The following is a 19425-nucleotide window of genomic DNA, read 5'->3' on the forward strand; positions in this document are numbered from 1 at the left end:
CTCCTGGATCGCGGCCGATGGTACCCGGCTCGCCGGGCCCGGCAACGACGTTGCGCGTGCCCGCGCTCAGGGCTTTCCGCCGGGGCCCCAGATCGAGGGGCGGCTGGCCGCGTCGCGCACGGTGCTGCGCCCACTTTCCACCTGGTGCAGGAAGTCCTCCAGCAGCCGGTTGAACAGCGCCGGCTCCTCCAGGTTGATCGGGTGGCCGCTGCGCGGAAGCATCGCCAGGCCCGCCGTGGGGAGGGTGCGCTTGATCAGCAGCGAGGGCTCCAGGCAGGGCTCGTCCTCGTCGCCGGTCATCACCAGCACCGGGACGGCGATGCGCGCCATCTCGTCGGTCAGGTCGTACAGGCAGGGCCGGCGCGCCTGGTAGCCGCGCATCGTGTGGGCCGAGCCGGTGGCGGAGTGCCCGGCGAGCTGGCGCACGAACTCGGCGAAGCCGCGCGGATCCTTGTCGCGCAGCTGCACGCGCGCCGGCCCGTGGCCGTAGGTCGCGGCGAAATGCGCCATGCCCTCGCGCTCGATGCTGTCCGCCAGCGCCCGCGCCTCCTGCTGGAACTTCGCGTACAGGGCCGGGTGCGCGCCGGTGCCGCAACCGGCCAGGGTGAGCGAGCGGGCCCGCGGTGCCGCACCCTGCGCGCAATAGCGCATGCCGAAGTGCAGCGTGGCGAAGGCGCCCATCGACAGGCCCACGATGTGCGCGTCTGCCAGGCCCAGGCCCTCCAGCACGCAGCGCAGGTCCTCGCGCACGCGCTCCTGCGAGTAGCGCTCCGCGTCCTGCGGCACGTCGGACGGCGGGTAGCCGCGGGCGTTGTAGGTGATGCAGCGCCAGCGGCGCGAGAAGTGCCGCACCTGCGGCTCCCAGCTGCGGCTGTCGCCGGCGAATTCGTGCACGAAGACGATGGGCGTGCCGGCGCCGGTGTCCTCGCAGTACAGCTTCACGCCGTCGTCGGTGGTGATCGTGGGCATGGTGGGTCTCCTGGCGCCGCATTGGAGCACGACGGACCCGGGAACGACAAAGCCGGCAGGAGCCGGCTTGCGTTGGTGCCCAGGAGAGGACTCGAACCTCCACGGAGTTACCCGCTAGTACCTGAAACTAGTGCGTCTACCAATTCCGCCACCTGGGCATTTCAGGAAGGCGCGATTGTAGAGCATTCCGACGGGTGCCTAATTCGCCGCCGTCGCGCCCACGGACTTCGCGATGCGCTTGATCTTGTCGACCTCCTCCGCGATCAGCGCGCCGAATTCCTCCGGGCTGCCCGTGGCCACGTCGGTGCCGATCGCGAGGAACTGCGTCCTGGTCTCGGGCTCGGCCAGGATGCGCCGGATCTCGCGATTCAGCCGCGCCACCACTTCCGGCGGCAGGCCCGCCGGCCCCACCACGCCCTGCCAGGTGGCGAAGCCGAAGCCCGGATAGCCGGACTCGGACAGGGTCGGGATCTCCGGGACGATCGCCGAGCGCGCCTTGGTCGTGACGGCGATCGGCACCAGCTTGCCCGCCTTCACCTGCGCGATCACGTCGGAGATCTGCGCGAACATCACCTGCGCCGTGCCGGCCAGCATGTCCTGCATCGCCGGCGCGCCGCCCTTGTAGTTCACCGTCAGCCAGTCGAGTTTCGCGGTCTGCTTGAACTGCTCGCCCGACAGGCGCACCAGCGTCGTCGGCCCCGGCGAGGCCATGTTCACCTGGCCGGGACGCGCCTTGCTGTAGGCCACGAGTTCGGCGACGTTGCGCACGTTCAGCTGCGGCGTGGCGACCAGCATGATGGGAACGGTCGCGACCAGGGCCACGGGCGTGAAGTCCTTGACCGGATCCCAGGCCAGCTTGTCGAAGAAGGCGGGCGCGGCGGCCATCGAGGTGGCCGCCATCATCAGCGTGTAGCCGTCCGCCGGCGCATGCGCCACGGTCTCGGAAGCGATGTTGCCGCTGGCGCCGACCTTGTTCTCCACCACCACCGACTGGCCCAGCGCCTGCGAGAGCCGGTTGGCAAGCAGCCGTGCGGCCAAGTCCGTGGAGCCGCCCGCGGGAAAGCCCACCAGCAGCTTGACGGGCCGGCTGGGCCAGGACTGCGCGAGCGCCGGCGACGCGGCCGATGCGAGGGCAAGCGCGGCAAGCGCCAGGGCGAACTTCCTCATGACGACGGCTCCTGGAGGTCTGGTCGCGGCGATCATCGCAGGTCCGGCGCGCGGCACAATCCGGTGATGAACCGACGTCCCGCCCTCCTGCAAGCCCTCCCCCTGCTGCCGTACCTGGAACGCCAGCTCGCCGAGCGCTACGACGTGCAGCGCCTGCCCGCCCCCGGGCCCGAGCGCGATGCATTCCTGCGCGAGCACGGCGCCGGCTTCGAAGGCCTCGTGACCTCCGCCGCCCACGGCGTCACCGCGGCGGTGATCAACGCATTGCCGCGGCTACGCGTGATCTCCAGTTTCGGCGTCGGGCTCGACCAGCTCGATCTGTCCGCCGCCGCGCAGCGCGGCATCCCCGTGGGCTACACCCCGGACGTGCTGAACGACTGCGTGGCCGACCTCGCCTTCGGCCTGCTGCTGGCCATCGGCCGCCGCATCCCGGAGGGCGACCGCTTCGTGCGCGCCGGGCGCTGGAGCGCGCAGCCGCCCACGCCCTTCCCGCTGGGGCGGCAGGTGAGCGGTGCGAAGCTGGGCATCCTGGGCCTCGGCCGCATCGGCCGCACGATCGCCCGGCGCGCCAGCGGCTTCGACATGGACGTGCGCTATCACAGCCGCCGGCCGGTGGAAGGCGTGGCCTGGCAGCACGAGCCCCAGCTGCTGGAACTGGCGCGCTGGTGCGACTTCCTGGTCGTGATCACGGCCGGCGGACCGGAGACGAAGCACCTGGTCGACGACTCCGTGCTGCAGGCGCTGGGCACCAAGGGCTACCTGGTCAACGTCTCGCGCGGCACCGTGATCGACGAGAAGGCGCTGGTGCGGGCGCTGCAGGAAAAGCGCATCGGCGGCGCCGCGCTGGACGTGTTCGAGCGCGAGCCGCACGTGCCGCCGGAGCTGTTCACCCTGGACAACGTGGTGGTGGTGCCGCACATCGCGAGCGCCACCGTGCAGACGCGCGAATCGATGGCGCAGCGCGTGGTGGACAACCTCGACGCGTTCTTCGCAGGGAAACCGCTTCCGAGCGCTGCCTAGTGCTGCACGAGGACGTCGTCCTCGAACTCGATCTCCAGCAGGCACGGTTGCAGCGCGAACACGTGCATCGCATCGTCGCGCTCGGCGCGATAACTCTCGTGCGTCCCGAGGACGATGTCCTTGGGGTCGCCGTCATGGGTGATCCACACGCTGCCGCTCGCGCAGCAGACCAGCACGCTGGCGTCCACGCGCTCGAAGCGGCGGGCCTCGCCCTGCTCCAGTTCGACGGCGAAGCGGCGCTTCACGCGCTCCGGCGCGCGCAGGTGCAGTTCGCGGTACAGGGGGGAATGGTTCTGGCGCAGCCGTTCCTGCACGAACTGCAGCGAGTCCTCTTTGGTCATTGTTCGCTCCTTGGGTCCATGCTGCCGCGCAGGTGCCGCGGCGCGCGCCGGGACGGTCCGGCAGCGCACGTCGGAGGAGGGCGCCGCCCCCGGTAGGGGCAGCCTCCTCAGCCTTTTGCCGGACTCAGCTTTTCGGTTGCTGCTGCCACCAGCCCGGCTCGAAGCGGCCCTGCAGGAAGGCGATGAAGGCCAGCACCTTCTGCGGCACCAGCTTGGGCGAGGGATAGACCGCGTGGATTTCCTGTTCGGGCAGGCTGTGGCCCTTGAGCACCTCCACGATCGCGCCGGAGGCCATGGAGTCGGAGGCGACGTACCGCGGCAGCGCCGCGATGCCCATGTCCGCGCGGGCGGCGGCCAGCACCGCGGAGAGGTTGTTCGAGCGCAGCCGCGGCGAGACGGGCACCGTCACCGCTTCGCCGCGCGGCGTGAGGATGCGCCAGACATCGTTGCCCTGCACGCTGCTGTAGGTCAGCGTGGGGTGGTCGCCCAGGTCCGCCGGGCGGCGCGGCGTGCCGCAGCGCTTCAGATAGCGCGGCGAGGCCACGAACAGCCAGGGGTTCGTCCCCAGGAAGCGCGCGCCGAGCGACGAATCGGCCAGCTTGCCCAGGCGCAGGGCGACGTCGATGCCCTGCGCCACCAGGTCGGTGTAGCGGTCCTCGAAGCTCAGGTCCACCAGCAGCTGCGGATGCTGCCGCATGAACTCCAGCGCCAGCGGCACCATCACGCGGCGGCCGAACGCCACCGAGCTGCCCACCCGCAGCAGGCCCTCGGCCTGCGACTGGCGCACGCGCACGATGTTCTCGGCCTCCTCGGCCTCGCGCACGATGTTCTTGCACTTCTCGTAGTACAGCGCGCCTGCCTCCGTCAGGCTCACGCCGCGCGTGTTGCGATTGAGCAGGCGCACCTTCAGCCGCGCCTCGGTGGCGGCGACCTGCTTGGTCACGGTGGGTTGGGTGGTCGAGAATTCGCGCGCGGCGCGCGAGAAGCTGCCCGTCTCCACCACGCGCACGAACATCTCCATTGCCTGCAGTCGGTCCATCAGGCATCCATTCCACCGCGGAATGGCCGGCGTGGCAAGGTGCCAGCGTCAGCGCAGCTTGGGCGCCGACCAGGGGGTGGCGCCGCCCGGATCTTCCTCGGGCAGGCCCAGCACGGTGCGCACGGCGCGCAGCAGGGAATCGGGCTCGAAGGGCTTGGTGATGTAGCCGTCGGCGCCGCCGGCGATGCCCTTGAGCACGGCTTCGCGCGTGGCCTTGCCGGTCAGCATGATCACCGGCACGTCCTTCAGCGCGGGATGCTGGCGCACCCGCTGCAGGATGTCGAAGCCGTCCGCATCCGGCAGCATCACGTCGAGCAGGATCAGGTCGGGGATCGGTGGGCGGCGGATCTCCGCGACGACCTCGGCGCGGTTGTGCGCGTTGCGGACCTCGAAGCCGGAGAGCTTGAGCAGCGTGCTGGTGAACTTGCCGAGCGCGGCGTCGTCCTCCACCACCACGGCGGTGAGCGGCCGCTCCGGGTGCGGCGCGCGCATGGTGCTGCGCTCGCGCGCGATCTGCACGTAGAAGCCGCTGCGCTGCAGGGCGGCGAGGCCGGCATCCGCCTGCGCCGGCCGCACGGCCTGCGTGAGCATCTCCACCTGCGCGTTCCAGGTGCGGGTGAAGGGATCGAGTTCCACCAGCGTCACCAGCCGCCGGTCCAGCAGGCTGCGGAAGATCGCGTCGAAGGAGGGGCGGGCCGCAGCCGGCAGGCTGGCGATCACCTGGCCCACGGTGAGCGTGCCGTCCAGGCGCACGAGCACGTCGATCTCGGCCGGGGCCAGGCGCGTCGCGCTGCTGCGCAACTCGCTCTCGCCCAGGGGGCTCAGCGCGTAGATGTCGTCGTTCTGCATGGCGGTTCCGGGTGCTGTACCGCAGTTTAGCCGCCGCGCCCGCATCCGCCAGGCTGGGCCGCTTCCGGCTCCACCCATTCCTGCTGCGAATAAGTCTTATGGCTGGCGCCAGTCTTCTGCCGGCCGGGTGTGCTCCCTAGAGTCCACCCCAGACGACAAACCACAGGAGACACGACATGGCAAGAATGACCGCCGCCCAGGCCGCCGTCTGGGTGCTCGAGAAGGAAGGCATCACGCAGGCCTTCGGCGTGCCCGGCGCCGCGATCAACCCGTTCTACGCCGCCCTGCGCAAGCAGGGGACGATCGGCCACATCCTGGCGCGGCACGTGGAAGGCGCCTCGCACATGGCCGAGGGCTACACGCGCGCAGGTGCCGGCAACATCGGCGTGTGCATCGGCACGTCCGGGCCGGCCGGCACGGACATGATCACGGGCCTCTATTCCGCGCAGGCGGACTCGATCCCCATCCTGTGCATCACCGGCCAGGCGCCGCGGGCCCGCCTGCACAAGGAGGACTTCCAGGCCGTCGACATCGAGTCCATCGCCAAGCCGGTCACCAAGTGGGCGACGACCGTGATGGAGCCGGCCCAGGTGCCGCGCGCCTTCCAGCAGGCCTTCCACGTGATGCGCTCCGGCCGTCCGGGCCCGGTGCTGATCGACCTGCCCGTCGACGTGCAGACCGCCGAGATCGAGTTCGACCCGGACACCTATTCGCCCCTGCCGGTCTACAAGCCGGCCGCCACCCGCGCGCAGGCCGAAAAGGCGATCGCCCTGCTGCAGGAGGCCGAGCGGCCGCTGATCGTGGCCGGCGGCGGCATCATCAACGCCGACGCGTCCGATCTGCTGGTGGAGTTCGCGGAGCTCACGGGCGTGCCCGTCATCCCCACGCTGATGGCTTGGGGCAGCATCCCCGACGACCACCCGCTGATGGCCGGCATGTGCGGCCTGCAGACCAGCCACCGCTACGGCAACGCCACCATGCTCGCCAGCGACTTCGTGCTGGGCATCGGCAACCGCTGGGCCAACCGCCATACCGGCTCCATCGACGTCTATACGAAGGGGCGCAAGTTCGTCCACGTCGACATCGAGCCGACGCAGATCGGCCGCGTGTTCTCGCCCGACTTCGGCATCGTCTCGGATGCCGGCGCGGCGCTGCGCCTGTTCATAGCCGTGGCCCGCGAGATGAAGGCCAGCGGCCGCCTGAAGGACCGCGGCGCCTGGGCCGCCGAGTGCCTGCACCGCAAGGGCACCATGCTGCGCAAGTCGAACTACGACGAAGTGCCGATGAAGCCGCAGCGCGTGTACCAGTGCATGAACCGCGCCTTCGGCGAGGACACGACCTACGTCACCACCATCGGCCTGTCGCAGATCGCCGCCGCGCAGTTCCTGCACGTGTTCGGCCCGCGCCGCTGGATCAACTGCGGCCAGGCCGGCCCGCTCGGATGGACCGCGCCGGCGGCACTGGGCGTGCGGGCGGCGGACCCCACGCGCCGCATCGTCGCGATCTCCGGCGACTACGACTTCCAGTTCCTGCTGGAGGAGCTGGCCGTGGGCGCGCAGTTCAGGCTGCCCTACATCCACATGGTGGTGAACAACTCCTACCTCGGCCTCATTCGCCAGGCGCAGCGCGGCTTCGACATGGACTACTGCGTGCAGCTGGGCTTCGACAACATCAACAGCCCCGAGCACGCCCCGGAGCGCAGCTACGGCGTCGATCACGTCAAGGTGGTGGAGGGCCTGGGCTGCAAGGCGATCCGCGTGCACCGGCCCGACGAGATGGCGCCTGCCATCGCGCAGGCCGAAGCCTGGATGAAGGAGCACCAGGTGCCGGTGGTGATCGAGGTGATCCTGGAGCGCGTGACCAACGTCGCGATGGGGGCCGAGATCGACAAGATCGTGGAGTTCGAGGAACTGGCGAGCTCGCGGGCGGATGCGCCGACGGCGGTGGCCGTGGCGCTGGATTGAGGGAAACACACCATGCCGAGATTCGCCGCCAACCTGAGCATGCTCTTCACCGAGCTGCCCTTCCTGGACCGCTTTGCCGCCGCGCGCTCCGCGGGCTTTCGCGCCGTCGAATACCTGTTCCCCTACGAATTCCCGAAGGAGGAAGTCGCTGCCCGCCTGCGGGGCGAGGGGCTCAAGCAGGTGCTGCACAACCTGCCCGCCGGCGACTGGGCCGCGGGCGAGCGCGGCATCGCCTGCCACCCGAACCGCGTCGACGAATTCCGCGCCGGCGTGGACCGCGCCATCCTCTACGCCAACGCGCTCGACTGCGGCCAGCTCAATTGCCTGGCCGGCAAGCTGCCGGCGGGCGTGACGCGCGAGCAGGCACAGGCCACGTTGGTCGCCAACCTGCACCATGCAGCGGGCCGGCTGCGCGAGGCCGGCATCCGCCTGCTGGTCGAGCCGATCAACAGCTACGACATCCCCGGCTTCTTCCTCACGCGCACCGAGCAGGCCATCGCGCTGATAGAGGAGGTGGCCAGCGACAACCTGTTCGTGCAGTACGACATCTACCACGCGCAGCGCATGGAAGGCGAGCTGGCCGCCACCCTGCAGCGGCACCTGCCCCGCATCGGCCACATCCAGCTGGCCGATAACCCGGGCCGCAACGAGCCGGGCACGGGCGAGATCAACTTCGCCTGGCTGCTGCGGCACCTGGACGCGCTCGGCTGGAAAGGCTACATCGGTTGCGAATACCGGCCGCGCACGACCACGCTGGAAGGCCTGGGCTGGATGAAGGAGTTCGCGCAATGAGTTCCCTCAAGATCGGTTTCGTCGGCCTGGGCGTGATGGGCGCGCCCATGGCGGGCCACCTGCTGGCCGCGGGCCACCAGCTGTTCGTGCACACCCGCGGCAAGGTGCCGCCAGCGCTCGCGGATGCGGGCGCCACGCCCTGCACCAACGCGCGTGCCGTCGCGGAACGGGCGGACATCGTCTTCCTGATGCTGCCCGACACCCCCGACGTGGAGAAGGTGCTGTTCGGCGAATACGGCGTGGCCGCGGGGCTGGCCCGCGGCAAGGCCGTGGTCGACTGCAGCTCGATCGACCCGATCGCCACCCGCGGCTTCGCGGCCCGCATCGCGGAACTGGGCTGCGACTATGTCGATGCGCCCGTTTCCGGCGGTGAGGTCGGCGCCAAGGCGGCGAGCCTGAGCATCATGGCCGGCGGCACCGACGCTGCCTTCGAGCGGGTGCGTCCCCTGCTGGCCCTCATGGGCAAGAACATCACCCACGTGGGCGCGGTGGGCGACGGCCAGGTCTGCAAGGTCGCCAACCAGATCATCGTGGGCCTCAATATCGCGGCCGTCGCCGAGGCGCTGGTCTTCGCCGGCAAGGCCGGCGCCGATCCGGCCCGCGTGCGACAGGCGCTGATGGGCGGCTTCGCCAGCTCGCGCGTGCTGGAGGTGCACGGCGAGCGCATGCTCAAGCGTAGCTTCCAGCCGGGCTTCCGCATCGCGCTGCACCAGAAGGACCTGAACCTGGCCTTGCAGGGCGCACGCAGCCTGGGCGTGGCGCTGCCGCAGACTGCCATCGCCGCACAGCTGATGCAGTCCTGCGCGGCGCTGGGGCTGGCGCAGGCGGATCACTCCGCGCTGGTGCGGGCGCTGGAGACCCTGGCGCAACACGTGCTGGCCGAAAGCTGATCAGCATCAAGACCGCGTGGTTTCTCCACGCGCGGCGCAGTGCATCGGCGTAGGGTGGAGGGTTCCAATCAAGAGAGCGGAGAACTCCATGCACGAACCGACCACCCAGGCGGAACAGGCCCTGCGCGACGCCGCCCGCGATTACCACCGCAACCCGACGCGCGGGAAGATCTCGATCACGCCGACGAAGCCGCTGTCGAACCAGCGCGACCTGTCGCTGGCGTATTCGCCGGGCGTCGCTTACCCCTGCCTCGACATCCAGGCCGATCCGTCGCTGGCCGCGGAGTACACCTCGCGCGCCAACCTGGTGGGCGTGATCACCAACGGCACCGCCGTCCTCGGGCTGGGCGACATCGGCCCGCTGGCCGGCAAGCCGGTGATGGAAGGCAAGGCCTGCCTGTTCAAGAAATTCGCCGGCATCGACGTGTTCGACATCGAGCTGGCGCAACGCGACCCGGACAAGCTGGTCGAGATCGTGGCGGCGCTGGAGCCCACGCTGGGCGGCATCAACCTCGAGGACATCAAGGCCCCCGAGTGCTTCTACATCGAGCGCAAGCTGCGCGAGCGCCTGAACATCCCGGTCTTCCACGACGACCAGCACGGCACCGCGATCATCTCCGCGGCCGCCCTGATCAACGGGCTGGAGCTCGTGGGCAAGAAGATCGAGGAAGTGACGCTCGTCTCCTCGGGCGCCGGTGCCGCGGCGATCGCCTGCCTCGACATCTTCGTGGGCCTGGGGCTGCAGAAGCGCAACATCTACGTCGTCGATTCCAAGGGCCTGATCTACCAGGGCCGCCCCGGCGGCTACGACGAATCGAAGGCCAAGTACGCGCAGGACACCTCCAAGCGCTCGCTCGCCGACGTGGTGAAGGGCGCCGACGTGTTCCTGGGCTGCTCCACCGCCGGCGTGCTGACGCCGGACATGGTCAAGACCATGGCGGACAAGCCGATCATCCTGGCGCTGGCCAATCCCGAACCGGAGATCCGGCCCGAGCTGGCGCGCGCGGCGCGGCCGGACTGCATCATCGCGACCGGCCGCTCGGACTACCCGAACCAGGTGAACAACGTGCTGTGCTTCCCGTACATCTTCCGCGGCGCGCTCGATTGCGGCGCCACGAAGATCACGGAGGCGATGAAGCTCGCCTGCGTGCGCGAGATCGCGCAGCTCGCCAAGGCGGACATCAGCGAGGAAGTGGCCAATGCCTACGCCGGCAAGGAACTCTCCTTCGGGCCCGACTACATCATCCCGACGCCCTTCGATTCGCGGCTGATCCTGCGCATCGCGCCGGCGGTGGCGCGTGCGGCGGCCGAGTCCGGCGTGGCCACGCGGCCGATCACCGATTTCGACGCCTACACGCAGGGCCTGACGCGCTTCGTCTACCAGACCGGCATGATCATGCGGCCGGTGTTCGTGGCGGCGAAGCAATCGAGCACCCGGCGCGTCGCCTATGCCGAGGGCGAGGACGATCGCGTGCTGCGCGCGGCGCAACTGGCGATCGACGAGAAGCTGGCCCATCCGATCCTGATCGGCCGCCCGGCGGTGATCGAAACGCGCATCGCCAAGGCCGGCCTGCGCCTGAAGCTGGGACAGGACGTGGACGTCGTGAACCCGGAGAGCGACGCGCGCTTCCGCCAGTACTGGGAGACCTACCACCACATCATGGGCCGCAACGGCGTGACGCCCGAGGCCGCGAAGGCGGCCGTGCGCCGATCGAACACGCTGATCGGCGCGCTCTCCGTGCACCTCGGCGACGCCGACGCGATGCTGTGCGGCATGGTGGGCCGCTTCGAGCAGCACCTGCAGCACGTGCGCGACGTGATCGGCTGCCGCGAGGGCGAGGGCCTGGCGGCGCTCAACGCGCTCATGCTGCCGGACCGCACCCTCTTCATCGCCGACACCTACGTGAACGAGGACCCCGACGCGCAGCTGCTCGCGCGCATCGCGCTGATGTCGGCCACCGAGGTGCGGCGCTTCGGCCTGCCGCCCAAGGTGGCGTTCCTGTCGCACAGCAACTACGGTTCGTCCACGCGCGGCTCGGCGCTGAAGATGCGGCAGGCCCGCGAGCTGTTCCACCAGATGGCGCCCGACATCGAGTGCGACGGCGAGGTGCAGGGCGACTCCGCGCTGTCGGAGAAGGTGCGGCGCTCGGCGCTGATGGACACCACGCTCAACGGCGAAGCGAACCTGCTGATCTGCCCGAATCTCGACGCGGCGAACATCCTGTTCAACGTGCTGAAGATGACGGGCGGCCACGGCGTGACGGTCGGCCCGATGCTGCTCGGAGCCAAGGCGCCGGTGCACGTGCTGACGCCGTCGGCCACGGTGCGGCGGATCGTGAACATGACGGCGCTGGTGTCGGCGACGTCGGCGCGGGGGTAGGAAGGGCGGGCGCTCCTGCTACGGCGGGTTGGGCCCGCCGGCAGGGGCAGCGATCCGTAGGTCGCTCGCAGGCGTCGGGGTCACGATGCGGCCATCGCCCCCGAGGGGCTAGGCCGCATCTCCGCACGGCCGATAGACGACTCGGAAGCGCTCGCACGCCACCGGCATGTCTTCCGAGAACAGGCGACCGATCCGGATGCATTCCCGGGTGAAGTACTGCCTGTGCGCCTCTCGCCAGAAGGATAGCGAGCCATCTCCTTCACCCTCGATCGCTGCGAACGTAGCGCAGACCTCGCCAAAGGGCACGACGTCGACGGCCTCCGTCTCGATCACGCAGAGCGGCGTGCCGGCCCAGTCGGTCACGATGCTGAGGTCACCCCGCTTCGGCAGCGACTTGCCCTGGGCCTCGTAGGTCCACGCCGATCCCGCCGTGGCGCGTTTGACCTCGCGTAGCACAAGTTCCGCGAGCCCGTTCGCGAGGGACTCGGTATCGCCGAAGGCGAAGGCCTCGTAGAAGGGAGCATCCTCAGCCCGACCTGTCCTCCTGAGGAAGGTCGCCCAGAATGACGCGAGGCGCGCGGGGACGGCCATGACTTCGCGCGCCGTCAACGCACCAGAGCGCACTGGCCGTCCCGCATCACACATCCTTCATCTCACGTCGCGTCAGGGCGTCCGGGATGACCACGCCTCGAAGGACGGGGTTGCGCTGCTCGCCGACAAGAAATCCGAAGCTCTCGTGGAATGAGCCGTGCGGCCCACGTCGGATATGAGCCCACGCAGCCTGAGGGCCCCGGCTTCGTCAAGCATGTGGTTCATGAGCATGGTTCCAAAACCTCGACACCGTCTTCCGCAACGAATTCTGGAACGATGAAGTCCTGCGGGACGGCGCTTGCCGCCCGAGCCGAGCGCGTAGACAGGAACCTCGGCGATGTTCTATTCTGCAGGGCCTGACGCGTGCGGCCTAACGTCGGAGTTGACCGGCGCGCACCGGCAAGGCGCCGCGAGACGCATGATCACCCACGCGGCTCGCGGCGCCTTGCCGGTGCGTGTCCGCGTCGAACGACCTGTTAGGTCTCACCGCACTTTGCTCAGTCGTTCTGCCATCCGCGTCTGCCAACCTGGCCCCGTTGCTTTCCAACGTTCGATGACGTCGGTGGGCAGACGGAGCGTGAGTTGCTTGCGGGGATTCGGAGAGGGCGGACGTCCACCCTTGTTGATACTGGCGCGAGCGAGCATGTCGTCGGTGAGTTCGGGTAGCTCCTCGTACTCGCTCTTCTGGATGCGATGCGCGTCGACGCGCGGTAGATCACTCTTCAAGGAGCGGGGCGAGGCGGGCTTTTTCGCGGGCATTCGCTTTCCTCATGCTGAATACGTGGCGAGTCGCGCCAAGCGGGGTGTAGCCGACCACCACCATCCGGCCCGCGAGCAGGCCATAGCAGATGACTCGGACTTCACCGTAATCCTTCCGCGTGTCTTCGACCTCCACCGTGGGGCCCGCGAAGACGGCGCTGGCATCCTCGAAGTCGAGGCCGCGCTCCCGAAACGTCGCTTCACGCTTCGCGGGATCGTAGGTGACGCGCATGGGTTATTGTAGCTACAACAACCACGCGGTCAAGCGCGACGTTCCGTGAGACCTAACGTGAAGGTGACCGGCACGTTGCGGCAAGGGGCCGCACGGTGCAAGATTTCCAACCGCGCCGTGCGGCCCCTTGCCGCAACGTGTCCGAGTCGACCGACCTGTTAGATTGCATCAGCGCTTTTTCGCTGTCCTCTGCGTCAGAGCCGAGCCAGCCGCCGACTTGGAGGCAGCGCTCGTACGACCATCGCGCAAAGTCTTGGAAGCCTTTGAGGCAGCCGGCGCCGAAGTAACCTTCTTCGGTGCGACTTGCGAAAGAGCGCTTCCTGCCGCCGACTTGGATGCACTGCCCGTGGAATTCGACGACAACGTCCGGGATGCAGCCTTCGCCGCCTTGGCTCCGGTGACCTCGCCTCGTGGCGTGTTCTTGGCCGCAGCCGACTGCGCACGTGCCGCAAAGGTCCCTTTCGCGACACCGCCGCCAGAGGACTTTGCCGTAGCGCTCTGAACGCGAGCGGCCGCCCCAGGGGTCATCTTGGTGCCAGCGCTCTTACCGGAAGCTTTCGTTGCCATCTGCGTCTCCTGGTTGTTTGCCGCGAAGGTACAACGCTGCGCCGGACAATGCAATCTAACGTCGGAGTTGACCGGCGCGCAGCGGCATTGCGCCGCAAGACGTATGCTCCCGCGCACGGCTTGCGGCGCAATGCCGGTGCGTGTCCGCGTCGAACGACCTGTTAGCCAGCACCGCTACAGATTCCAGTTCTTCCATGCGCGCTCCCATTTCACCGCTGCAGGAGTCAGCTGCAGGCCAACATGGACAGTTGGAAATTCCTTTGTGCGTGTACCATTCCGGATGTTCACGCGCTGACGGTCGCACGCATCCTCAACGGCAGCACGAGCCTGCTTGCCCGTAAGGAGAAAGCCTTGGTACCGGGCTTCTGACTCCAGCCATCGGACGAGAACGTAGACGTCGCGACCTCCCGTCCGCACCTTCTCCGCCGGAGGCATGGGAAAGAAGGCAACACGCTTGGACGAGGCCTTCACCTGGATATTCGCGTGCTTTGTGCCGTCCACGTTCGAGACCAAGATGTCGAAGGCCGGCAGATTCTTCGTGGTGGGAAGCGCAATGAGGCCGCGCCGCGACAGCTCAGAGGCAACGTAGTGCACGCCTGCGATACCAATCAAAGCATGTTGTGACATGTGCTGGCTAACGTCGGAGTTGACCGGCACGCAGCGGCAGGGCGCCGCGAGACGTACGATCACACACGCGGCTCGCGGCGCCCTGCCGCTGCGTGTCCGCGTCGAACGACCTGTTATACCGCGACCTCTGCCCTTCGCGACAGGGCGCGGCGCTGATGCGCGCACGCTGGTTCACGCTGCCCAAGCCGACGGACTTCATGCGACAACGCTCCTCGCGACCATGTTGATTACTTGGCGCACCGGCGCCGGCCTTCGCGGCGTTCGAGAAGCAGCGGTGCTTGCGACGGTGCATGTTAGAAGGGCGACCGAGCGCGGTGCAGGACGGCGCGAGGCACAGCCGCCATGACCACAACTGGCAGAACGCAGCGGCTGTTCTCGGTTTCATAGATACGCGCTATGCGAATGGAGCCGCGGGCGATTGCGCTGAAGGGAGGAACGGACTTCCAGCACCAGTTCTCTTTGAAGGCGGCAGGGGCCCATGGCGTCGGTATAACGTCGGAGTTGACCGGCGACCGGCGGAGAGGACCGGAGCGAAGCGAAGGCCCGCTGCTGGGCGTCCGTGTCGAACGACCTGTTATACCCAATGCCCAGAAGAAGAAGCTGTCGCATTCGAATGTGAAGAACGTCATAGAAGGCGCCTGCCCCTACAGGGCGCAGTATCCGGACATGAAGCCCCGGCCGTATAGGGAGGAACCGCGGTCTCCGACAAGGTATCAGGCAATGGCCTTGGACTCGATTTTCAGTAGCAGCGTACAGCCAGCCGTGCGCACGAGCAACCCCAGCTCGCGACACACTTTCTCGGCGATGTCGAAGGACGGTGGTGGAAGGAGGCCGAGGCTCGGACTGAGCGCACTCCCCACGACCGCGCACTGCAAGAAAGCCAACGGGAGGCGCCAGCATCCAGGCAAACGCGATGCTATGAAACGCCACCCTGCTCCTACTTCTGAGGGAGAAAGGTATAACGTCGGAGTTGACCGGCACGCACCGGCAAGGCGCCGCCGGACGTATGCTCCCGCGCACGGCCGGCGGCGCCTTGCCGGTGCGTGTCCGCGTCGAACGACCTGTTAGACCTCACACAAGCACCTTTCTTTCGAGTGCCTTGCTCCAGTGCAGGACTTCAACGTTCCGGCGCAGACCACACGTGTAGAACGGGTCGGACGTCATGAGCTCCTGCACCGCGGCCTTGGAAGGGGCCTCGACAATCCACAAGCCACCCTTCGGCACGTCCTCGGGATGTGCTCGAAGCGAGCCCGCCACGAGCACTGAATCCTGGTGCTGCGCCACCCAACGAACATGGGCCTCCAGATACTGGGCGCGAAGTTGCCCATGCCCAAGCTTGTCAGTGAAGATAACCGCAAACAGCATTGGCACCTCGCGTCTCGTGAGGTCTAACGTCGGAGTTGACCGGCACGCAGTGGCATTGCGCCGCGAGACGTATGCTCCCGCGCGCGGCTCGCGGCGCAATGCCGCTGCGTGTCCGCGTCGAACGACCTGTTAGGGCGCACTGGCGCTCCAAGCGTCATAGAAAAGGCCAAAGCCTGCCTCCAGATACGCAGCGAGTTTCTGTGCCGCCTCGCTTGATTCGACTGAGATGTCTTCGAGCATCAGCGTCACTCCTCCCTCGGGTCCGGGAGTGTGCATCACTTTCTCTACTCGAACTTGCAAGGACGGGGCCCCCGATGCCGCTGCTCCAAGACCCGTTGGAGAGAACGACAGAGAGATCACTTCGCCAGAGCGCGGAATAGTCACAAACTCAAGAGGGCCCGAGATTCGCCCAAGCGCCGCGCCAGCCTCACTGAAGACGGAGGCATCAATCTCTACCCGTACCAAAGCAGTTGCCACTCGTGCGCCCTAACGTTGGAGTTGACCGGCACGTACCGGTAAGGCGCCGCGAGACGCATGATCAACCACGCGGCTCGCGGCGCCTTGCCGGTGCGTGTCCGCGTCGAACGACCTGTTAGACGGCAGCGCCGACGGTGAAGAAAAAAACCGAGCACTGTTCATCTCTCACCCGTTGCGCATTCGAGGGAACCACCTTTTCCCAGAAGGACTCGCTGGCCGGACTAAGAGGATAGCTCCGAACTTGCCAAAGCCCGTGATGCGCAGCGAACAAAGCCTTTGCGGCGGCGCGTCCTACTCCCCTCCGTCGCCACGGTCCGCCGACAAAGAACTCAGCGACTTCATTGGTGCCACCCTCAGTTTGACGAATCAGCGCGAATCCAGCAATGTCTCCGGAGACTTTGATCCAGTAGGCATAGCGGCCGGACTCACGCCAATACAGGTCCAAGTAGGGGTACTTTGATTCCGCTCCAAGCTCCTCCAGGTAGTCCCGCAGCATGGAGGCCAGGAGCACGCGGTCCACTTCGGGCACCGTCGCGACCACAAGTTGAGCAGCGGCATCGACCATGCCGTCTAACGTCGGAGTTGACCGGCGCGCAGCGGCATTGCGCCGCGAGACGTATGCTTCCGCGCACGGCTCGCGGCGCAATGCCGCTGCGTGTCCGCGTCGAACGACCTGTTAGACATCGGACTCCCCACGCCTAGGGACGTACTTCCCCAAACCAGCCTGGCGGAAATAGGCGTCTTCCGCCTTCGCTGCAGCCCTTCGATACTGGAACGTGGCCAGCCAGTATGCGACGACTGCCGCAGCGACGCCGCCCAACCAAGTATCCCATCTGAGATAGACGACAAGGCCCGCCAGGAATGCAACCGCCCAGCCCAATTCCTCCGCGACGCCGAGGCGTGCATCGGCAAGCTCGGATTGGTTCTGCAGTTCCTCGTTTCCGTCCATGAGCTGTCCGATGCTAGTGCCGTACCAGCGGTAGGCGGAAGCCTGCCGAAAGTGCATTCTTCTCCGTTCCAAAGTCGAGCCTCTTACGCTCTCGTCTCATCTCAGCTCCGCCCCCCAAAATGCAAAGCCATCGCCATCGCATCTTCCCGCGACGAGAAGAGATATTCAAGCTTGCACGATCCGAACTCGTTCTCAAGCTCGCGCATTCGCACCGGGTGATTTCCGAAACGGTAGCTTCGCGAGGAACCGGTCGCACGGGGCACACGATAGACCCCAAAGCTTCGGGGAACGGTGTACCGGCCCACTTGGTGCACGCTAGCGGGATCGATAGCCCGGCGGATGATGTCTTCTAGACCGACCATGACGCTTTCCTCCGACGTCTAACGTCGGAGTTGACCGGCACGCAGCGGCAGGGCGCCGCGAGACGTACGATCACACACACGGCTCGCGGCGCCCTGCCGCTGCGTGTCCGCGTCGAACGACCTGTTATACGGCACCTCACCCCCAAAAGCAGCCATGCGGATCCTCCTCCACTGCTGATACAAACTCCGGAAGCCCAGGCACCTCGGGGATTGGCTCGTAAAGGTGCCACTTGAGATCGGCGCGCTGCCAGTACACCCGCCACACGTGCTGTGACCGAACGAACGTGGCTTTCGCCAACGGTCTCTCGATCTTCTTCGTCGGAAGATCCCAAGCAGGCCGCACCTCGAAGATTTCGACGCTCTGCCCCCTAACACGGTACCCGATATCCAACTCGTGACGAATGTGCGGAGGCGGCCTGCGCCGTTCAATGAATTCGCCCAGGATCTTCTTAGTGCGGGCGGTCTCAAGCTCGCTTAGGGCCATGGTCGTGCCGTATAACGTCGGAGTTGACCGGCACGCAGCGGCAGGGCGCCGCGAGACGTATGCTCACGTGCACGGCTCGCGGCGCCCTGCCGCTGCGTGTCCGTGTCGAACGACCTGTTATACCGCGACCTCTGTCCTTCTCCACAGGGCGCGGCGCTACGGCGCGCACGCTGGTTCACGCTGCCTAAGCCGACGGACTTCATGCGACAACACTGCTCGCGACCATGCTGATTACTTGGTGCACCGGCGCCGGCCTTCACGGCCTTCGAGAAGCCGCGGTGCTTGCAACGGTGCATGACAGAGGGGCGACCGAACACAGTGCAGGAAGGTGCGAGGCACTGCCAGGGCCATGCCTGGCAGAAACCAGCGGCGGTTCGCGGGTTCATAGGTACACGCGATGCGAATGAGGCCGCGGGCCGAATGCGCTGAAGGGAGGAGCAGACTTTCAGCACCAAATCGCTTAGAAGGGGACGGGGGCCTACGGCGCCGGTATAACGTCGGAGTTGACCGGCACGCACCGGCAAGGCGCCGCGAGACGTATGCTCCCGCGCACGGCTTGCGGCGCCTTGCCGGTGCGTGTCCGTGTCGAACGACCTGTTAGAGCTCATCGCCCTTCGCTCCGATTGTTGGGTGAGCCGCGATACCCAGTTTGTCAGTACTGCTCAAATCGAGCAGCCCCAGAACGGCGCCGCCGATTCGACGCATGGCTTCAGCGGCATCGAGCGCCCGCAGCTCATCGACCGCAGGCCGCACTCCGCCGAACCCCTTTGCGCGAACCTCCGCCGTGGAGCTGGATGGCACGGTGTAGATGACCAGTTCGCCCGAGTCCTCGTCATAGTGGACCAGGACGTCTTCCTTCGGTCGGTTCGCTGCCATGTTCGTGAGCTCTAACGTCGGAGTTGACCGGCACGCAGCGGCAGGGCGCCGCAAGACGTATGCTCCCGCGCACGGCTTGCGGCGCACTGCCGCTGCGTGTCCGCGTCGAACGACCTGTTAGACGGCACGGCGCTCAGCCTCCAAGAGTTCCTCGGCTATCACCTCCGAGCGCGGAGGTTGAAGAGACCAGTCCGTAATGTGCCAATGGTATATGTCGCCCATCGAGTCCTCGCCCGGCCGATTGGGCAAGAAGTCGTCCCGTACGATGTAGACGTTGAAATGAATGTAATCCTCCGAGCCATGCGGAGTGACGCTCGCGAGCCGCGCACGAACTAGATCGGCGCCCCCGTACTGGAACCCGTTTTCGTCGACAACGAACAACGGGTACGCCGTTATCGGGAGTTCCACTAGCTTCTGCATCGCGCGTAGTTCGGCAGGGACACTCTCCAGGAACGCTTCCGCCGTGGCCGGCTTGAGGCAGATGGCTGAAATCCACCGCCAGCCCTTGTCATTCACTGCCTCGATCACAAACACGTCTGCTCCTGCCGTCTAACGTCGGAGTTGACCGGCACGTAGCGGCATTGCGCCGCGAGGCGTATGCTCCCGCGCACGGCTCGCGGCGCAATGCCGCTGCGTGTCCGCGTCGAACGACCTGTTAGGTCGCATGCCCCGCAGCCTCCATCCATGTTCGTGTCCCGGAATCATCGCGGAACCCCAAATCGCTC

At 67.2% G+C, this 19425-nt stretch carries 20 protein-coding genes and 1 tRNA gene; 5 read left to right on the plus strand and 16 right to left on the minus strand.

Translation table 11 applies throughout. The features are described 5' to 3' along the window. Positions 1–66: 66 nt before the first annotated feature. From WG923_RS28870 to WG923_RS28880, 3 genes are all read right to left on the minus strand, one after another. Positions 67–969 (minus strand): alpha/beta fold hydrolase, encoded by a 903-nt coding sequence (locus tag WG923_RS28870; RefSeq protein WP_340354488.1) that lies wholly within the window; start codon positions 967–969, stop codon positions 67–69. Positions 970–1042: 73 nt separating this feature from the next. Further along, positions 1043–1127: transfer RNA gene (locus tag WG923_RS28875), tRNA-Leu, on the minus strand. 40 nt (positions 1128–1167) lie between these two features. Further along, positions 1168–2136 (minus strand): tripartite tricarboxylate transporter substrate binding protein, encoded by a 969-nt coding sequence (locus tag WG923_RS28880; RefSeq protein WP_340354489.1) that lies wholly within the window; start codon positions 2134–2136, stop codon positions 1168–1170. A 66-nt stretch (positions 2137–2202) separates the two neighbouring features. On the opposite strand from WG923_RS28880, the gene WG923_RS28885 reads away from it, so the two are divergent. Next, positions 2203–3156, plus strand: coding sequence for a 2-hydroxyacid dehydrogenase (locus WG923_RS28885; protein ID WP_340354490.1), 954 nt, complete (start codon positions 2203–2205; stop codon positions 3154–3156). Here the strand turns inward: WG923_RS28885 and WG923_RS28890 are convergent. From WG923_RS28890 to WG923_RS28900, 3 genes are all read right to left on the minus strand, one after another. Next, positions 3153–3497: a DUF2917 domain-containing protein gene (locus WG923_RS28890; RefSeq protein ID WP_340354491.1), complete on the minus strand. Its 345-nt coding sequence runs from the start codon at positions 3495–3497 to the stop codon at positions 3153–3155. The genes WG923_RS28885 and WG923_RS28890 overlap by 4 nt on opposite strands. 124 nt (positions 3498–3621) lie before the next feature. Next, the gene (locus WG923_RS28895; RefSeq protein WP_340354492.1) at positions 3622–4536 is read right to left on the minus strand and encodes a LysR family transcriptional regulator; all 915 of its coding nucleotides are present in this window, start codon (positions 4534–4536) and stop codon (positions 3622–3624) included. 48 nt (positions 4537–4584) lie between these two features. Continuing rightward, positions 4585–5385 carry a response regulator gene (locus tag WG923_RS28900; RefSeq protein ID WP_340354493.1) on the minus strand — a complete coding sequence of 267 codons (801 nt, stop codon included), beginning with the start codon at positions 5383–5385 and terminating at the stop codon, positions 4585–4587. A gap of 176 nt (positions 5386–5561) precedes the next feature. On the opposite strand from WG923_RS28900, the gene gcl reads away from it, so the two are divergent. The 4 genes from gcl to WG923_RS28920 all read left to right on the plus strand — a co-directional run bounded on the left by gcl (position 5562) and on the right by WG923_RS28920 (position 11411). Next, a complete protein-coding gene (gene gcl / locus WG923_RS28905) occupies positions 5562–7349 on the plus strand; it encodes a glyoxylate carboligase (RefSeq protein WP_340354494.1) in 1788 nt (595 codons plus the stop codon). Positions 7350–7361: 12 nt separating this feature from the next. Next, the gene (gene hyi, locus WG923_RS28910; protein WP_340354495.1) at positions 7362–8141 is read left to right on the plus strand and encodes a hydroxypyruvate isomerase; all 780 of its coding nucleotides are present in this window, start codon (positions 7362–7364) and stop codon (positions 8139–8141) included. Next, entirely contained in the window at positions 8138–9031 is an 894-nt protein-coding gene (locus tag WG923_RS28915; protein ID WP_340354496.1) for a 2-hydroxy-3-oxopropionate reductase, read from the plus strand. Before hyi ends, WG923_RS28915 begins: the two co-directional genes overlap by 4 nt. An 88-nt stretch (positions 9032–9119) precedes the next feature. Beyond that, complete coding sequence (locus WG923_RS28920) at positions 9120–11411, plus strand: NADP-dependent malic enzyme (protein WP_340354497.1); 2292 nt, start codon at positions 9120–9122, stop codon at positions 11409–11411. A 108-nt stretch (positions 11412–11519) separates the two neighbouring features. Here WG923_RS28920 and WG923_RS28925 read toward each other — a convergent pair whose 3' ends face one another. The 10 genes from WG923_RS28925 to WG923_RS28970 form a co-directional block, all read right to left on the minus strand. Next, complete coding sequence (locus WG923_RS28925; RefSeq protein WP_340354498.1) at positions 11520–12002, minus strand: ASCH domain-containing protein; 483 nt, start codon at positions 12000–12002, stop codon at positions 11520–11522. 483 nt (positions 12003–12485) lie between these two features. Beyond that, positions 12486–12761, minus strand: coding sequence for a BrnA antitoxin family protein (locus WG923_RS28930; RefSeq protein ID WP_340354499.1), 276 nt, complete (start codon positions 12759–12761; stop codon positions 12486–12488). Continuing rightward, the gene (locus tag WG923_RS28935) at positions 12718–12993 is read right to left on the minus strand and encodes a BrnT family toxin (protein ID WP_340354500.1); all 276 of its coding nucleotides are present in this window, start codon (positions 12991–12993) and stop codon (positions 12718–12720) included. Before WG923_RS28935 ends, WG923_RS28930 begins: the two co-directional genes overlap by 44 nt. 741 nt (positions 12994–13734) lie before the next feature. After that, positions 13735–14250: a hypothetical protein gene (locus WG923_RS28940; RefSeq protein WP_340354501.1), complete on the minus strand. Its 516-nt coding sequence runs from the start codon at positions 14248–14250 to the stop codon at positions 13735–13737. A gap of 1008 nt (positions 14251–15258) precedes the next feature. Continuing rightward, entirely contained in the window at positions 15259–15552 is a 294-nt protein-coding gene (locus WG923_RS28945) for a YciI family protein (protein ID WP_340354517.1), read from the minus strand. A 592-nt stretch (positions 15553–16144) separates the two neighbouring features. Beyond that, entirely contained in the window at positions 16145–16594 is a 450-nt protein-coding gene (locus WG923_RS28950; RefSeq protein ID WP_340354502.1) for a GNAT family N-acetyltransferase, read from the minus strand. A 111-nt stretch (positions 16595–16705) separates the two neighbouring features. Then, the gene (locus WG923_RS28955) at positions 16706–16978 is read right to left on the minus strand and encodes a hypothetical protein (protein WP_340354503.1); all 273 of its coding nucleotides are present in this window, start codon (positions 16976–16978) and stop codon (positions 16706–16708) included. 498 nt (positions 16979–17476) lie between these two features. Beyond that, positions 17477–17824 (minus strand): DUF3024 domain-containing protein, encoded by a 348-nt coding sequence (locus WG923_RS28960; protein WP_340354504.1) that lies wholly within the window; start codon positions 17822–17824, stop codon positions 17477–17479. A 597-nt stretch (positions 17825–18421) separates the two neighbouring features. Beyond that, complete coding sequence (locus WG923_RS28965; protein ID WP_340354505.1) at positions 18422–18700, minus strand: hypothetical protein; 279 nt, start codon at positions 18698–18700, stop codon at positions 18422–18424. A gap of 117 nt (positions 18701–18817) precedes the next feature. After that, a complete protein-coding gene (locus WG923_RS28970) occupies positions 18818–19234 on the minus strand; it encodes a hypothetical protein (RefSeq protein ID WP_340354506.1) in 417 nt (138 codons plus the stop codon). Positions 19235–19425: the final 191 nt, after the last annotated feature.

The organism is Ramlibacter sp. AN1133 (assembly GCF_037890035.1).
In the GTDB taxonomy this organism is placed as follows: domain Bacteria; phylum Pseudomonadota; class Gammaproteobacteria; order Burkholderiales; family Burkholderiaceae_C; genus Ramlibacter.

Bases quoted from the DNA above. Each gene is read 5' to 3' on its own strand.
- WG923_RS28870 (WP_340354488.1), bottom strand. From the start codon at position 969: ATGCCCACGATCACCACCGACGACGGCGTGAAGCTGTACTGCGAGGAC.
- WG923_RS28880 (WP_340354489.1), bottom strand. From the start codon at position 2,136: ATGAGGAAGTTCGCCCTGGCGCTTGCCGCGCTTGCCCTCGCATCGGCC.
- WG923_RS28885 (WP_340354490.1), top strand. From the start codon at position 2,203: ATGAACCGACGTCCCGCCCTCCTGCAAGCCCTCCCCCTGCTGCCGTAC.
- WG923_RS28890 (WP_340354491.1), bottom strand. From the start codon at position 3,497: ATGACCAAAGAGGACTCGCTGCAGTTCGTGCAGGAACGGCTGCGCCAG.
- WG923_RS28895 (WP_340354492.1), bottom strand. From the start codon at position 4,536: ATGGACCGACTGCAGGCAATGGAGATGTTCGTGCGCGTGGTGGAGACG.
- WG923_RS28900 (WP_340354493.1), bottom strand. From the start codon at position 5,385: ATGCAGAACGACGACATCTACGCGCTGAGCCCCCTGGGCGAGAGCGAG.
- gcl (WP_340354494.1), top strand. From the start codon at position 5,562: ATGGCAAGAATGACCGCCGCCCAGGCCGCCGTCTGGGTGCTCGAGAAG.
- hyi (WP_340354495.1), top strand. From the start codon at position 7,362: ATGCCGAGATTCGCCGCCAACCTGAGCATGCTCTTCACCGAGCTGCCC.
- WG923_RS28915 (WP_340354496.1), top strand. From the start codon at position 8,138: ATGAGTTCCCTCAAGATCGGTTTCGTCGGCCTGGGCGTGATGGGCGCG.
- WG923_RS28920 (WP_340354497.1), top strand. From the start codon at position 9,120: ATGCACGAACCGACCACCCAGGCGGAACAGGCCCTGCGCGACGCCGCC.
- WG923_RS28925 (WP_340354498.1), bottom strand. From the start codon at position 12,002: ATGGCCGTCCCCGCGCGCCTCGCGTCATTCTGGGCGACCTTCCTCAGG.
- WG923_RS28930 (WP_340354499.1), bottom strand. From the start codon at position 12,761: ATGCCCGCGAAAAAGCCCGCCTCGCCCCGCTCCTTGAAGAGTGATCTA.
- WG923_RS28935 (WP_340354500.1), bottom strand. From the start codon at position 12,993: ATGCGCGTCACCTACGATCCCGCGAAGCGTGAAGCGACGTTTCGGGAG.
- WG923_RS28945 (WP_340354517.1), bottom strand. From the start codon at position 15,552: ATGCTGTTTGCGGTTATCTTCACTGACAAGCTTGGGCATGGGCAACTT.
- WG923_RS28950 (WP_340354502.1), bottom strand. From the start codon at position 16,594: ATGGTCGATGCCGCTGCTCAACTTGTGGTCGCGACGGTGCCCGAAGTG.
- WG923_RS28955 (WP_340354503.1), bottom strand. From the start codon at position 16,978: ATGGACGGAAACGAGGAACTGCAGAACCAATCCGAGCTTGCCGATGCA.
- WG923_RS28960 (WP_340354504.1), bottom strand. From the start codon at position 17,824: ATGGCCCTAAGCGAGCTTGAGACCGCCCGCACTAAGAAGATCCTGGGC.
- WG923_RS28965 (WP_340354505.1), bottom strand. From the start codon at position 18,700: ATGGCAGCGAACCGACCGAAGGAAGACGTCCTGGTCCACTATGACGAG.